Consider the following 14,963-nt stretch of genomic DNA (forward strand, 5'->3'; position numbering starts at 1 on the left):
GGTTTGTCTGATATTCGGATAAATGCAGACGTTTACTGTCGAGATCCTAAAGACAGCAAAGGGTCGGCTGCAGGCACTCCAACGCCTAACATTTGGATTGCTACCGACATTTCCAACTATCTATGCATGCCTATGTAGGTCGTGCAATATTGACTCAATCCGTACACGGAGTACGACCTTGCCCGCCCAAGTTGCTTACCTCTACCTTCTCGTTTTCCCAGCAAAAAACGTCGTTAAAGTAGGCAAAGCCATCGACATCCTAACCCGCCTGGCCACGCTCAAACGATGGTGGGGGGAGCCAGACTACGACGCGTCCTACTGCGTAAAAGCAGAGGAGTCGTTAGTCTTTCGGCTGGAGCGCGCGCTGCACTGCTTCCTAGACGAGTTCGACGCCGCTGAAAACGCTGGCGACGGACGCACCGAACTTTTTCGCGTGGAGGCTCTTCCTATTGCGCTCCGGCACCTTGAGCTTTATATAAGCAGCAAAAAGCCTGGGAACTACGAACTGACCAAAGGTATCCCGCGCGTGGTTGCAATGCCTGAGCAGAACATGACGCGCAACCTGCGAACCTACAAGCGATTTGCCAAACAAGGACGTCTTGCATTGGGCTCGTTGGACAGCACGCTGCGCAAGCTTCGGTATCTCCATCGCTTGGTAGCACTCTTAATTCGATGGCAGCACAAGATCCAGTACCAGTGGGACGTCATTGACGGCAAAATTATCTTTAGGGTAAGGGGCAGGTGGCGCCAGGCGATGGACTCCCAAGCCCTATGGTCCGCGTTTAGTTATCACGTCTCGGGATTCCGAGGCGAGTACCATGCCATCAACCTTTGCGAGGGGTGCGGTTCGGGTGAAGTCATCCAATTTGAGATTAACTCTCAACTACTCGCAGACGGAGAACGTCGACCAGACCTTTTGCAATCGCTGTTGACACAAGCGGTACGGTGGGTTGAAGAACTGCCTCGGCGCTCAGCCGCAACGGTAGAGGAAATTCCACTTCTGAACATTTCGCTACGCGACTTCTTCGAGCAGCCAGACGCTAGGGATACGAACTTGATGTCTTCAGTGAACCAAATCTCAAGTTGAATGAACGTCGACAGCAGAACAAGAGCTATCGGATGGCAGTCGCTTCTTTCCAGAACCTGTATGGCCTCACTGAACCTCCGCTAAGGGTCGAGGCTGTGTGAAAACTCTTTGACGCCGCTACGGTGATGTAGATAGAGTTTGGTATCTCGATCCCGGGAGTCGACATGCCCCGCTTCATCGAAGGTCAGGACCGGCAACAGGTAGCGTTGATCCCGGAATGCCTGGATGACTTCATCGCCGACGACAATCCGGTGCGCATAGTCGACGCATTCGTCGACGTGACCTGCTCCCCGTGATTAGTACGAAATCGATGTAGAGTCCGTTCACAAAGGAACGGCAATGAAGAAACGATTTACGGAAGAACAGATCATCGGGGTGCTGAAGGAGGCGGAGGCAGGGGCCAAGGTGGCCGAACTGTGCCGCAAGCACGGGATCTCGGAGGCTACCTACTACTACAACTGGAAGGCGAAGTTCGGCGGCATGACCGTCTCGGACGCCCAGCGACTGAAGGAGCTGGAGCAAGAGAACAACAAGCTCAAGAAGCTGTTGGCTGAATCGATGCTAGACAAGGCTGCGCTTCAGGACCTTTTGAGCCGAAAGTAGCAAGCCCGCAGGCCAAACGCGAAGCGGCCAGAACGTTGATGACCGAGCGCGGCATGGGTATTACCCGGGCCTGCGGGCTGGTAGGCATTTCCCGGTCGCTATTCGCTTATGAAAGTAAGCGTACGGGCGATGTGGCATTGATCGAGCGCATGAAGGAGATGGCAGCGCTCAAGCGACGCTACGGTTATCGGCGCATTCATATTCTGTTGCGCCGTGAAGGCTGGCAGACGAATCACAAGCGGGTCTGGCGGCTTTACAGCCAAGCCGGCTTGAGCGTTCGTAAGCGTCGCCGCAAGCGCATCGCTCCCGCAGAACGGGTCGTTCGTCCCGTTGCGACGGCGCCGAATCAGAGCTGGTCGATGGACTTCGTGTCCGACGGTCTGGCCTATGGCCGCAGGTTCCGGTGCTTGAACATCGTCGATGATTACACGCGAGAGTGTCTTGCCATCGAGGTCGATACATCACTGCCGGGATTGCGGGTGGCGCAGGTGCTGCAACGGCTTGCGGAACTGCGTGGGCTGCCCACATCCATCACCGTGGACAACGGCCCGGAGTTTGCTGGCAAGGCCTTGGACGCTTGGGCCTATCAGGTCGGCGTGAAGCTGTCGTTCATCAGACCAGGCAAGCCCGTGGAGAATGCATACATCGAGAGCTTCAACGGAAAATTCCGCGATGAATGCCTGAATGAGCATTGGTTCCTGTCGCTGCGCCAAGCCAAATCCTTGATCGAAGACTGGCGCGTCGAGTACAACACCGAACGCCCGCATAGCGCGCTGGGATACTTAACGCCGGAGCAGTTTGCTCAGGCGCATCGGCAACAACGGTTTTTAACCCTGGACTCTATGTCGGTGCCGTACTAAGTCTGGGGGCAGGTCAGACGAGCTCAACCTGGAATCGCTGGGATTTGAGAGGGCAGCGCCAGCAGCTACCGGCCGCCCGTCGTATCACCCGGCCGTGCTGCTGAAGATCTACATCTACGGCTACTTAAATCGGGTCCAGTCCAGTCGTCGACTCGAGCGAGAGTGCCAACGCAATGTCGAACTGATGTGGCTCGTCGGCCGTCTGGCGCCAGACTTCAAGACCATCGCCGATTTCCGCCGTGACAATGGCACGGGCATTCGCAATGTGTGCCGGCGGTTTGTGGCCGTATGCCGAGATCTCAAACTATTCACCCAAGCCCTGATTGCCGTTGATGGAAGCAAATTCAAGGCAGTCAACACGCGCGACAAGAACTTCACAGCCGCCAAGATAGAAAAACGTCAGCAGCAGATTGAGGAGAGCATCCGCCGCTATCTGGCGGCACTCGACACTGCGGACCGAACGCAACCTGTCGAGATCGAGGCTAGGACCAATCGGCTCAACGACAAGATCGAGCGCCTGCGCAAGCAAATGCGCGCGCTGGATGACGTCAAGGAAAGGCTCAAAGATAGTCCAGACGGTCAACTTTCGGTGACTGACCCGGACGCCCGCTCGATGGCTACCAGTGGCCGGGGCTCGGGGATGGTCGGCTACAACGTGCAGATCGTTGTCGAAGCCAAGCACCATCTGATCGTCGCGCACGAAGTGACGAACCGAGGACATGACAGGGACTCCTTGGCATCGATGACACAAGCCGCGAGGGAGGCGATGGGCAAGAAGCGACTGCGCGCGATTGCCGATCGCGGCTACTACAGCGCGCCTCAGATCAAGGCATGTGCAGAGACAGGTATTGATGCGATCTTGCCCAAGCCGACGACTTCCAATGCCAAGGCCGAAGGCCGCTTCGACCGTTCGGACTTCATATACATCGCGAAGGACGATGAGTACCAGTGCCCTGCGGGCCAGCGCGCCATCCACCGGTTTACACGGGAGGAGAATGGTCTTCAATTGCGGCGCTACTGGAGTAGTGCCTGCCCACAATGCGCTATGAAGGAGCGATGCACTCCTAGCGCGTATCGGCGCATCAGTCGATGGGAACATGAGGCCGTGCTTGAGGCGGCGCAGCGCCGTCTAGACCGAATGCCAGAAGCGATGAAGGTGCGGCGGCGCACGGTGGAACATGTGTTCGGCACGTTCAAGCATTGGATGGGCTATACACACTTCCTAACTCGTCGCTTGGGCAATGTGGGCACGGAAATGAGCCTGAATGTACTGGCCTATAACCTCAAGCGGGTCATGCGCATCCTAGGCTTCCAGCAAACGATTAAAGCGATACTGGCGCTGGGCGGCTGAGCCCTTCAGGTGACCCATAACGCACCTCAGGCCCTATCCGGGCCGCCCAAACGGTCTTGAGTGAGCCCCGCTTCGAAAAATCGAAGTGAAGACCGCCCAAGGTGATGCGGACCAGGCGATTGCGCTGTGGCTGTCAGGACGAAAAGCGTTTCCACACGGCCTCGGTCGGAAGCGGCCGGCCGGCGCGAGCCACTCTCCGCCGAGGTTAAACGCCAACTTCAGTGAACCGAATCTCAAGTTGGATGAACTTCGACAGCTGTACTCGCGAAAGGGGAGTTGCAAGTGGTGTCCGGGTCTGCATGGTCTCAAGCGAGTGGCAACGATGCCGTTGACGTGCTCGTTTTCTGCACTTTGCGGGCAAACCTATGTTGTAGGATCACTGTGGAGTTTGAACTCCCATGCTGATGCGCATCCACAGACTCCGACAAGCCGAGCTTTAAGGTCCATCAGCACTGACATGCTTTGGGCTTGTTGATCACTATGACCCGCGTGATGTGGGCTAGGCACCTTCAAGTGTGCTGCGCCACCAGCCGCACCATTACGTCCTTGTGCGGCCTAGGCGAGCATCCCGGCCGCAGCAAGGCGCTGAAAATCAGTCATGTCTTTCCTAGAGTCCTTATTGAGTTGGCCCGCAGGAGTACTCCGCCTTGCGAAGGGCGCCACTCTAGGAATTGCTCAGGAATGAGAAGTTACATTGCCGCCGATCTCCATGATATTCAGGCCTATGGGGAGTAAATCCTCGGGAAGACCTAGCTTGGCTTAGGTACAACGGTGACTTCCGGCTAAGTCGAAAGACTGAATCTGGCGTGCATCGTCGCCACTGCGGCTATGCTGGCGGCGCCGTCGTCAAGCTCTTGGGGTAGCGGCACCAGGTCAGCGGCATCGGCGGCCGCGCCCTCGTGAGCGTCAACGCTCAGTGCGGCCGCCATGCCCAGCGCTTGTGTCGTGGCGGGCGGGCTTTCCTGGCGGCGGCGCTTGGAAGGCGGTCAAGGCGGGGCGGGGGCCTAGCCCAGCGGCGCGAGGCACATTGGCGGGCGTTCACGCCTCGCCCACGGATCGGACGCCCGGGGGGCCGGCGGCTTGGCCTCCGCAGCCGCCGCCGGAGCCCGGGTTGGAAAGAGCGCAGCGGACGGGGCGCACAGGGGCAGAGATGACTACGGGGAATCACCTGGCATCGGCTCATCCAGCAAGCGGGCTGACCGCCGCGAAGTCACCTGACCGACCCGATGGTACAGGGTGACGGTTCTCAAGCTGGCGTGGCCGGTCATGGTCATCACCTCAGGAATAGGTACCCCCTGGCGAGCGGCTTCCGTCACAAAGCCAGACCGTAGGCTGTGGGCGGCGAAATCGCCCTCTAAGCGGGCGATGAGCGCCCGATCGTGCACGATCTGACGCAGAGAGTCCGCGCGCAATGGCCCTGCGACCACACCGCCGCGCCGGACTCTTCGAAACAAAGCGCCTTCGGCGATGCCTGCCGCCATCAGCCATGCGTCAAGCGCCAGTGCTGCGCGCCCGACGATCGGCTTGAACATGTCAGGGTGGTCGCTGCCCTCACGGTTTGTCTTTGAGTGGGAGAGGGTGTAGACGTAGCCGTCCGGGGTGCGACGGGTGTTCTCGACCGTGGCTGCGACCACTTCAGATCGCCGACGTCCGCCGCTTGACCATGCAAAGAGCAGCATGGCGCGATCTCGAAGTCCTATTAGTGATTCATCGCAGGTGCTCAGTAGCGCCTCAAACGGCTCCCGCGTCAGTGCATCCTTTCGCGTAGGTCTGGAACCACGGCGGGCATAGGCAGCCCGCGTTCGGGACAAAAGCGTTTGAACTTCGCGCGTGCGGCAGGGGTTGGCCATACGCTGTGACTCGTGCGCCTCCGATAGGACGGCGATGCGGTGCTGCACGGTGCTGAGCTTAAATGGCCCCAGCCTGCGCTTGACCCCACTTCTGACGAGGGCGGCATCGACGTCCGGGGGAAGATCGAACCGCAACCCATTATCGGTGACGTGCTCCACGTGATCCGTGATGAAGCAGATGACTGAATCCACCTCAAGCGGCAGCGTAATCGATCTGCCAAATCGAAGTTCGAACCAGGTTGCCCAGTAGTTCAGGGCGGAACGGTACGATGCCAGCGTGTTGTCAGAACTCCCTTCGCGCAACAGCGCTTGCACCGAGGCCGAACGCGAGGCGCCTGCGCTCGAGGGCGGCGCGAGCCCGGCGATTGACACTTCGGGCATGGATTCGCGACCCTGCGAATTTGCGGACGCGTCTGGGTGCGCGGTCAAAAGCTCGTACGGAATCATATGTATGCTGTAGTGTGCGTTACGCAAACACCGACTTACCCCAGATAACCTTCTATTATCTAGGGTAGCTTTACAATTTTACAACAGGGGCACCTCCTGCGCTCGTCGGACCTCTGTGAACGGCACGACTCGAGGAATGGCGGAACAGGACCAAATCTGGTCTTCCGGCTGCGGGCTCTACCGTTTTTCCTTGATCGGAACGATACGGATGCTCGAGTTGCTCAACGATCCGCTAAAACAGGGTGTTGGGGAGCAACACTGCTTTAGGCAGCAGATCGTTTGCATCGGATTGGTGAATCGTTGTGTTGCAACGTCAGGGGTGGAGTACACAGGCGTGTGATTAATAAGATTCAGAAAACCACCGGCTAAAAGCTCCCGCCCACCGCTGGACATGAGAGGCAGGCAAAGCACGTGGAGCCGCGCGCAGTCCTCGTAAACGTCGCGAAAATAACAAGCAGTTTCCGCTTGGCGGGACGCGCTACTCATCGAGAGCGCCCTCGGCAAACCAAATCCGTAATGATGTCCAGTGACTTTTTTCTGCCAGGCGCAGCCAGATTTAGGTTAACCGCTTCCAAAGTTCTTTCTGTACTGGCTGGGGTTGACTCCTACGATGCGCTGGAACTGTGATCGAAAATTGGCAGCAGACCCCAGGCCGACTTCACTCACAATCTGCTCCACTGAAAGCTTGCTTCTTTCCAATAACTCTTGCGCGCGTTGCACGCGCGCTCGGATCAACCATTGCGCGGGCGATTCTCCATATTCTTCGCGGAATCGGCGGTGCAGCGTTCGGGGGCTGGTGTGCGCTTGTTGCGCGAGCGCAGACAACGAGAGCGGCCGGTGCAGGCAGGACATAGCCCATGTGAGCAAAGGTTGAAGGCTTCTTTCATTTGCCTGGTGCGTCGGAGGAATAAACTGCGCTTGCCCGCCTTCACGCTGAAGCGGCACAACGGATAGTCGGGCCGCATGTGAAGCGACGGCGGCACCGAAGTCGCGGCGAATCATGTGCAGGCATAGATCGAGACCGGCGGCAGCACCAGCAGATGTCAGTATCGAGCCGTTGTCGACGAATAGCACTTTGGCGTCAACCCGGACAGTGGGATACCTTTTTTGCAGTTCCGTAGCCGCTAACCAGTGGGTCGTTGCGCGCAAACCGTCCAGCAGCCCCGCTTCGGCAAGAACAAATGCCCCTGAGCAAATGGACGCAATCCGCACTCCCTTCTCGGCTGAGCTGCGAAGCAGCTGAACTACACGAGACGTCAACGGCAGTTGCGGCTGATGGATGCCCGGCACGATGATCGTATCCGCAGCTTTCAAGATCGTCAGATCATGATGTATGCGCAAAAAAAACGGGCCGGCGTCCAGCTCATCCTGTTCTGCGCAAACTTCGACTTGATAGCAGGGTTGCCCATCTTCTTGCCTCGCAAAGCGGAAAGCCTCGCAGGCCATCGCCAGATCGAACGCTACCACCCCCGGCAACGCCAGGCAGACTAGACGATGGGGCGGAGCTGAGCGGGTTCGGGGAGCTTTCATCGAAGACGAATCAAATAGGAATTGGCGAGAAACAGTCGAATATTGTCATTACTGCCGATTTTCAGCAATGTGAGTTTTTGAAAAAATCTAACCATGAACTCACGTACCCAAGATGCTCAGCGGGCTACCTCTCGCTCCCGTATTACGCAGCTCCGTCTTTTCTGTCTGGCGGAGACTGCGACTCTCCTGGCCCTGTTATTCGTTGCAGTGCCGTTGAAACATCTGGCAGGTTATCCGTTTGGTGTCTCTGTTCTCGGCCCCATCCATGGATTCGTTTTTCTCGCTTTTGGATGGAGCGTGGCTCAGTCGATCGGCGAGGGAACCATCCACTGGCGGACGGGCGGCAAGCTCATGCTTGCGGCTTGCCTGCCGTTTGGTGGCATCTACAGCTGGTGGTCGCTTCGATGATGTATCTATCGCTCAAGAGCCTTCATCTGATCGCCGTCTTATTGTTCGCTGGCGGGCTCATGGTCCTCGCAGTCGTGATATCGGGCTGGGTGAGAGTGGGGGGTGTCGTTCTTCCTCACGAGAAGAGCATCGGCCGCGCCGTTCTTCGATGGGATCGCTACGTGACCGTACCCGCCATGTTTGTAAGCTGGGGACTCGGACTGTCCCTGGCCCTAATGGCCGGGCGGATGGGCCACGGCTGGCTGCTCGGAAAGATCTCGATTGTCGTAGCGCTGTCCGGCCTGCATGGCGTATTGCGGGCTGCGATCAGGGCGCGGACTGACGGAGATGCTGTATCTAGCTCGGCATGGCACGAAGCCAGCCCGATTCTTGTTGCCACGGGCCTGGCGACTATTGCTGTGCTCGTCACGGTCAAGCCTCTCAGCCTGTGACCGAGTGGGCATTTCTCCACGAAATGTCTCTGAGTGACTGGGAGTGAGATCAATGAGGTTTTCACCGCAGTCAGCGAGGCGATCGTGAAGGCGTAGCGACTCAGTTAGCCGGATTCGATCGACGTGCTCTGTCCAAAGGACTTTCGCCAATCTCTAGGGCTTACCTGGAAGCGCTTTTTGAAGTGCTGACGCAATGACAACGGAGTTTGAAAACCCGCCAATTCCGAAACTTTCTCGATCGGCATAGACGTCGTTTCCAAAAGCTCGCGCGTTCGTTGCAAGCGCTCGTTGATGAGCCAGTCACCGACAGTCATGCCCGTCGCTTTATGAAAACGACGGGTGAACGTCCGGCGACTCGTCGCTGCTCTTGCCGCCAGTTCATCGATGCTGTGCTGCTCTCCCAGATTTTCCCGCAGGTAATCAAGCAGCCGATTGACTTGAGAATCCTGCGTGGATTCCGCCATTGGGTGTTCGATGAACTGGGCCTGCCCGCCCTCGCGATGTGGCGGTATGACCATGGTTCGCGCAACCTTGTTGGCGATCTTCGGCCCGTAGTAGGCGCGCACGATATACAGGCAACAGTCCAGCCCGGCGCCCGTGCCGGCCGAGGTGATCAATCGGTCCTCGTCGACATACAGGGCGTTCATGTCGAGCCTTACGCGCGGGAAACGCACACAGAAGTCTTTTTCGGCCATCCAGTGTGTCGAGGCGCCCTTGCCGTCGAGTAGGCCCGCATAGGCGAGCACGTAAGCCCCGTAGCAAAGTCCGACGATATGCGCCCCTCGTGCATGCGCGCGGACAAGCGCGTGCATCAAGGCCTTGTCGGGACGCGCGTCCAGGTCGTGCCAGCCGGGCACGACCACGATGTCCGCCGTTTCCATCAAATCCAGGCCACCGTCGGGCTGCACGCTCAGCGCACGTTCGGCTGCCAGCGGTTGCGCGTCGGATGACACGATCTTCAGGTCGAACAAGCGACCCTCAGGCAGTTCCGAGCCAAAAACCATGTACGGCACGGAGAAGTGGAACGGGCTGAAGCTTGGATAGGCGACCAGGGCGACGACTGGCAGTTTTGTGTGCATGGCTGAATAAATCCCGGGTTTGGCCCGAAATTATCGCTAATTGGCATTTGGGTCAATATTGCAAAAGGAGCTCGCCAGTCACACTGTTGCTACCGACTCATATCGCTACGGAGCAACACATGCAACGACTCAAGACCATCGGGCTAGCCCTTTCTTTCGCCCTGGGCGCGGCAAACGTCACAGCCCATGCGGCCGAAAATGCCGATACAACTATCGACAAGTCAACTGTGCAGATACAACAGATCCGCAACGCTACCGCAAAGATCAACTATGCGGGAAAGACCTTCCTGGTGGATCCTTTTCTGGCAAAGAAGGGCGAGTATCCCGGGTTTGAAGGAACCTTCCACAGCGAATTGCGCAACCCGCTCGTTGAATTACCCATGTCGGCGGAAGACGTCTTGAAGGGGGTGGACGCGGTGATCGTGAGCCATACCCACCTTGACCATTGGGACGGCGGCGCCCATTCGTTCATTCCGAAATATATTCCCTTGTTCGTGCAGGATGAAGCCGACGCCAAACTGATTCGCGGCCAGGGCTATACCAATGTCCGGATTCTGGGGGCTGGAACCGCGTTCAAGGGCGTGCAACTGACCAAGGTCGGCGGCCAGCATGGAACGGATGAAATGTACGCTGTCAAGCCATTGGCTACGATGCTGGGCGAAGCAATGGGCATCGTCTTCCAGGCACCCGGTGAGAAAACGGTTTATGTCGTGGGGGATACGGTCTGGCGTAATGGTGTCGACCAGGCCCTGGCGAAGTTCAAGCCCGATGTAATTGTGATGAACACGGGCGATGCTCGTGTGGTTGGCTACACGGGCTCCATCATCATGGGCAAGGACGATGTGCTGCACGCTTATCGAGCCATGCCGAAGGCGATTATCGTGGCAACGCATATGGACGCGATCAACCATATGACGCTAAGCCGCAAGCAACTGAAGGACCATGTGGAGCAGCATGGCATCCAGGATCGTGTGCGGATTCCGGAAGATGGTGAAGTTCTGAAGTTCTGAGCGATTACGGCTTTACAAGGCTTTGGGCCATGCGAGGGATCATGCTTTTGCGAACGCCAACAGGCCCGATGTCAGCATCAAACCCGACGCGGTCAGCAAACCAAGGACGATCTGCCGGAACCGCAGGTCGGATATCGGCGTGATCGTGCACGCCATCCCGGCTGCATTCACGGTCACCTCGGCCCGCGAGATGGTCGGGCGACCGTTCTTGCGAGACCTCGAACGCACCGATTTGCTCAAAAAGGCGCAAGGCCCCTTGCACCTGATCGCCTGCCACCGGGGGGCAACAGAAACTCAGGCCAGGGCCATGCTAGGCTTCCCGGACGCCATCGTGGTCAGCGACTTGTTCGGTATCTACGTGGCGGACGAGGTCCAGAAGGTGCAGTTCGCTTTTCTGGCGATCGACTTCCAGCATGTCGTAGAGATGATGCTTTTTCCCGGGCACAACAGGTACGTCATGCCTGCTCCGAACAGGCTGGCGCTGGACTCGACATGGGCACGGATGGGTACGACTGCAAGCTGTGGGCGACCTGGCGGTGCGAAGCCGAAAACGGCTTTTCGAATCATCTACAAGCAGCGCACCTTGCGCGCCTTTAGGTCGATTCGGGGACTGCAATATCGTCGCGGAAAAGCTTTCAATCAGATCGCGGAGCAACCCGGCCGCGCAGAGTGCAGAGCTCTCGAGATGTCCTGTGCTGAGCGGTTGCTCGTAGCGCATCGGCTGCCGATGCTGGCCGAGCGACCGGTCTCCTTGGTATAGCGGCCCCTTGAGCGATCGAACTACGCACATTCGTTTGTCAAGCCCGACCGACAGCAATCAGCCTGAGGCTGTCAATTAGAAATCAGTGGTCGTCGACGGCTCCTGGCCGAAAACAGACGCTGGAGGAAAATCCGAGTTCGGCCCCTAGGCGGACGATCCCCTAGGCGAGGACCGACCTGCGACGTTCGAATGTGCATTCACACCTTCGTGCAGACGCTTTGACGAACAGCCCCTATCGTAAGGACGTCGAAGTACGCGGCCGGCTAGTAGTCAGTCTTCATAGGCTGTCTAACGCGGTGGCAAGACGATTGAACGCCTCATCCACAGTCGAACGCGGACATCCGAGGTTGACACGCATGTACCCATGGCCTTCAGCACCAAACTTTTGGCCTTTGTCTAACCACAGGCGGGCCTTGATCAGCATGAACTTTTTGAGTTCTTCGGCGTTCATTCCCAAGGATCGGCAGTCCATCCATGCAAGATAAAGCGAATCTGCGGGAAGCACTTTGACCTTCGCGGTTGAACTATTGACGCGGTGCGCAAAGTGCTGCTGGTTGCAGCGGACGTACGCGAGCATCCGTTCAAGCCACGGTTCGCCGTGCGTGTAGGCCGCTTCCGCGGCAACCATGCCAAGCGTGTTGACCAGCGGGAACATATTGCGATCGTATTGCCTGATGAACTCATCACGCAGCTTGGCATTCGGTATGAACAGGTTTGCGCTTTGCAGGCCAGGAAGGTTGAACGTTTTGCTTGGCGCGGTGCAGGTAATGCTCCGTTCTGCAAAGTCCGGGGACAGGGACGCAAACGGCGTGTGTGACATCGTGGGATTCATGATCAAGTCCTGGTGAATTTCGTCGGCGATCACCAGCACTCCGCGCCGCAAACATATTTCTCCCATCGTACGGAGATCAGCTTCGTTCCACACGTTCCCCGTGGGATTGTGCGGATTGCTCAGGATGAATATTTTCGTGTTGTCCTGGATGGCGGCTTCAAACACTTTCTCGTCGAACACATATCCTGAGTCTGTCCGAGTCAACGGGGCATATGCGAGCAGACGCCCGTTAAGCAATACATCGTCATGAAAATGGGCGTAGACCGGCGGCTGGATAAGTACTGAATCGCCAGGCGCAGAGAAAGCCTGGATGGCGATCTTTATCGACGTGATGATGCCCGGCGTCTGTACGATCCATTCCGCGTCCACATTCCAACCAAATCGCTTGCCCTGCCAGTTGATGACTGACTCCAGATATGACCTTGGGGCGCCGTTGGGGTAGCCGAACACGCCATGTTCAACCGCCTGGTGCAGGGCGTCCAGCACCGGCCTCGGCGCTTTGAAGTCTGAATCGGCAACCCACATGGGTAATGGCTCGGCCTTGGCTTCATCGTCAGACAAGAACTGCTGCATCCCTCCCCACTTCATCGAGTTGCTGCTCTTGCGGTCGACGATCTCATCAAAATCGTATTCCTCAACTACGTTCTGAAATTCCCTTGCGGACATGGCGGCGTTGATACTCACTGTGGCAATCCTCTTGACTTGGGGTGTCGTGTGCAAATGATGCGTCGTGTGAAGTAATGGTGGTGGTGCTACTCGGAAAGGCAGTCTTTCATGCATCTGTCCACTTTGACGTCTGGGCGGTCATCGACATAGAAATTGCCGCGGTTAGGCATCTTGATCCCGGCCAGGTTGTCGGCGCCCAGGGTTGCCGCCGCAGGCAGGATATCGTTCTTGTGCAATAGATATGCTGTGACGCTGTATACGTCTTCATTTGAAAGCGATTGAGGCGCCTGGAACGGCATCGCGCGGCGGATGTAGTCGAACAGGGTGGTGGAGTATGGCCAATAGCTGCCGATCGTCTTAAGCGGCTTGTCGGTCGTCAAACTGCCGACGCCGCCGGCTAAAGCCGGCCCAAGGCCTCCTTCCAGATTTGCTCCATGGCACGCCAGGCATTGCGCCTGGTATACGGCTTGGCCTTGCAGAACCGTTCCTTGGCCCGGGGGCAAACCCGTGCCGTCGGGCAGGATGTCGATGTTCCATCCTGCAAGTTCTTCTTTGGTGAGATGTCGACCCAGGCCCTCTAAACTGCCCTGTCCAAAAGCGGGAGCGATCAGCGCGCCCACACAAAAGGCGACGGTGCTTGTGATTGCATTATGCGCGGCCATTTGTGACCTCCCCACTTGCGGAAATGCGCCAGGGTTGTATTGCATTGTTGTGATAGAAGGAGAACTTTCCTCGTACCGCGATGAGTTGAGTTAACGTTGGCTGGACGTAGCCAGTCTCGTCGATTGCCCTGCTCATCAGCATCAGTTCCTTTCCATCCCAGTCGAACGGCGCCCGAAACGAAGTAAGTGCCTTGGATAGGACTGGCTCTTGCAAGATTGCAGTGGACCAGTTATTGCCCCCGTCGATTGAGACATCGACACCCGTGATCTTGCCCCGGCCGCTCCAGGCGATGCCGCGCATCTCGTGCGTTCCTTTGCGCGTCAATCGTTGCGAGCCGGAGGGGAATGTGATGATGGATTTGCACTCCATCACGAAGGAGAACTCTCGCGCTCGCCCATCAGCCATCAGGTCCGTGTACTTGGCGGTTTCTTCCCTGGTGTGCCCTGGCTGATCAGTGACATGCAGACGCCTGAGCCATTTGATGCTCATGTTTCCCTCAAAGCCTGGCACGAATAGTCTTATCGGGTAGCCCTGTTCGGGCCGCAACCGTTCGCCGTTTTGACTAAAGGCCACGAGCACATCATCCAAGCACTTCTCTATGGGGATGCTTCGCGTCATGCCCGCCCCGTCTGCGCCTTCGGCCACAACCCACTTCGCCTTTGAAGCAAGCCCAGCGTGATCCAGTAGCGTTTTCAGGCGCACGCCCGTCCATTGCGCACAGCTGACCAAACCAGTGACTTCAGCCGCGGTTTTTCCGTACGGCGGAAGAAAACTGGGATTGCCGGAGCATTCCAGAAAGTAGATGTGGCTTTCGCTGGGAAACTGCCGCAGTTCCGCCATATCAAAGATCATGGGGTTCTTAACCAGACCGTGAATCATCAAACGGTGCTGTTGCGGGTCGATCTCCGGCACGCCCGCGTGATGTCGCTCATAGAACAGACCGTTAGGGGTGATGATGCCGTCCAGCTCCTGCAAAGGCGTGGTGCTGTAGGCGGACATCGGCTCTTTCAGTCCTGGGTACAAGTTTCTTATTGCCTTGGCCTCGAATTTTGAAGGTACGCCGTAAGGCGTTGCAGTCGGTGCGCCCAGCGACTTGGACCATTTCGGCACATTGGGTGGAAGGTTATCGTTGGCGGGTGCTGCCGTAATTGATGGTGCCGTTTGTGCCAAAGCCGAGTCTGCTAACCCTAGTGTTGCCAAGGATGTTGCTATGGCGGTGCCTCGGGTCAGGAACTGCCGTCGGCCACCCACCCCGCCAACAAATGGATTAAGTGCGTCCTTTTGCTCTTCTTCAGAACTGTCCATGCTTCCTCCCCATTGGTGCCTTCGTTCAGCCGTCATGGTTGCTTGGTGGGGCCGACCGATCGGTCGGTCTGTTTCGTGACG

The 14,963-nt window shown here is 57.5% G+C and carries 13 protein-coding genes and 1 pseudogene; 8 read left to right on the forward strand and 6 right to left on the reverse strand.

Translation table 11 applies throughout. From position 1 onward, the window contains the following. Window positions 1-178 precede the first annotated feature (178 nt). From HV765_RS03325 to HV765_RS03335, 4 genes and pseudogenes are all read left to right on the forward strand, one after another. Entirely contained in the window at window positions 179-1,087 is a 909-nt protein-coding gene (locus HV765_RS03325) for a GIY-YIG nuclease family protein (RefSeq protein ID WP_175168772.1), read from the forward strand. A 164-nt stretch (window positions 1,088-1,251) separates the two neighbouring features. Then, on the forward strand, window positions 1,252-1,383 hold the full coding sequence (locus HV765_RS32040; RefSeq protein WP_276529724.1) for a hypothetical protein: 132 nt from the start codon (window positions 1,252-1,254) through the stop codon (window positions 1,381-1,383). 43 nt (window positions 1,384-1,426) lie between these two features. Next, window positions 1,427-2,550, forward strand: a protein-coding gene (locus HV765_RS03330; RefSeq protein WP_175168773.1) for an IS3 family transposase whose coding sequence is annotated in 2 segments (ribosomal slippage) — window positions 1,427-1,688 and window positions 1,688-2,550 — 1,125 coding nt in all. Because the reading frame shifts where the segments join, the coding sequence is not laid out codon by codon here. A gap of 16 nt (window positions 2,551-2,566) precedes the next feature. Further along, window positions 2,567-3,901 (forward strand): annotated as a pseudogene (locus HV765_RS03335) (IS1182 family transposase); the annotation flags it as partial. A 1,154-nt stretch (window positions 3,902-5,055) separates the two neighbouring features. Here the strand turns inward: HV765_RS03335 and HV765_RS03340 are convergent. After that, entirely contained in the window at window positions 5,056-6,132 is a 1,077-nt protein-coding gene (locus tag HV765_RS03340; RefSeq protein WP_254600423.1) for a site-specific integrase, read from the reverse strand. A 627-nt stretch (window positions 6,133-6,759) separates the two neighbouring features. Further along, window positions 6,760-7,728, reverse strand: coding sequence for a GlxA family transcriptional regulator (locus HV765_RS03345; protein WP_175168774.1), 969 nt, complete (start codon window positions 7,726-7,728; stop codon window positions 6,760-6,762). A 93-nt stretch (window positions 7,729-7,821) separates the two neighbouring features. Here HV765_RS03345 and HV765_RS03350 point away from each other — a divergent pair, with 93 nt between their 5' ends. Next, window positions 7,822-8,136: a DUF3817 domain-containing protein gene (locus HV765_RS03350; protein ID WP_175168775.1), complete on the forward strand. Its 315-nt coding sequence runs from the start codon at window positions 7,822-7,824 to the stop codon at window positions 8,134-8,136. Next, on the forward strand, window positions 8,133-8,567 hold the full coding sequence (locus HV765_RS03355) for a CopD family protein (RefSeq protein ID WP_175168776.1): 435 nt from the start codon (window positions 8,133-8,135) through the stop codon (window positions 8,565-8,567). The genes HV765_RS03350 and HV765_RS03355 overlap by 4 nt, the downstream gene beginning before the upstream one ends. A gap of 104 nt (window positions 8,568-8,671) precedes the next feature. Here the strand turns inward: HV765_RS03355 and HV765_RS03360 are convergent, their stop codons facing one another. Further along, window positions 8,672-9,646 (reverse strand): GlxA family transcriptional regulator, encoded by a 975-nt coding sequence (locus tag HV765_RS03360; protein WP_175168777.1) that lies wholly within the window; start codon window positions 9,644-9,646, stop codon window positions 8,672-8,674. A gap of 119 nt (window positions 9,647-9,765) precedes the next feature. On the opposite strand from HV765_RS03360, the gene HV765_RS03365 reads away from it, so the two are divergent. Together HV765_RS03365 and HV765_RS31690 are read left to right on the forward strand one after the other, a co-directional pair. Continuing rightward, window positions 9,766-10,656, forward strand: coding sequence for an MBL fold metallo-hydrolase (locus HV765_RS03365; RefSeq protein ID WP_175168778.1), 891 nt, complete (start codon window positions 9,766-9,768; stop codon window positions 10,654-10,656). A 139-nt stretch (window positions 10,657-10,795) separates the two neighbouring features. Further along, window positions 10,796-11,416 carry a hypothetical protein gene (locus HV765_RS31690; RefSeq protein ID WP_217483365.1) on the forward strand — a complete coding sequence of 207 codons (621 nt, stop codon included), beginning with the start codon at window positions 10,796-10,798 and terminating at the stop codon, window positions 11,414-11,416. A gap of 277 nt (window positions 11,417-11,693) precedes the next feature. Here the strand turns inward: HV765_RS31690 and HV765_RS03375 are convergent, their stop codons facing one another. The 3 genes from HV765_RS03375 to soxC all read right to left on the reverse strand — a co-directional run bounded on the left by HV765_RS03375 (window position 11,694) and on the right by soxC (window position 14,882). Further along, window positions 11,694-12,914, reverse strand: a complete 1,221-nt coding sequence (locus HV765_RS03375) for a MalY/PatB family protein (RefSeq protein WP_175169487.1) — start codon at window positions 12,912-12,914, stop codon at window positions 11,694-11,696. A gap of 86 nt (window positions 12,915-13,000) precedes the next feature. Further along, on the reverse strand, window positions 13,001-13,576 hold the full coding sequence (locus HV765_RS03380) for a c-type cytochrome (protein WP_175168779.1): 576 nt from the start codon (window positions 13,574-13,576) through the stop codon (window positions 13,001-13,003). After that, complete coding sequence (soxC, locus tag HV765_RS03385) at window positions 13,563-14,882, reverse strand: sulfite dehydrogenase (RefSeq protein WP_175168780.1); 1,320 nt, start codon at window positions 14,880-14,882, stop codon at window positions 13,563-13,565. Before soxC ends, HV765_RS03380 begins: the two co-directional genes overlap by 14 nt. Between the last annotated feature and the right edge of the window lie 81 nt (window positions 14,883-14,963).

The sequence above is a fragment of the Achromobacter kerstersii genome, assembly GCF_902859595.1.
Lineage (GTDB): Bacteria > Pseudomonadota > Gammaproteobacteria > Burkholderiales > Burkholderiaceae_B > Achromobacter > Achromobacter kerstersii.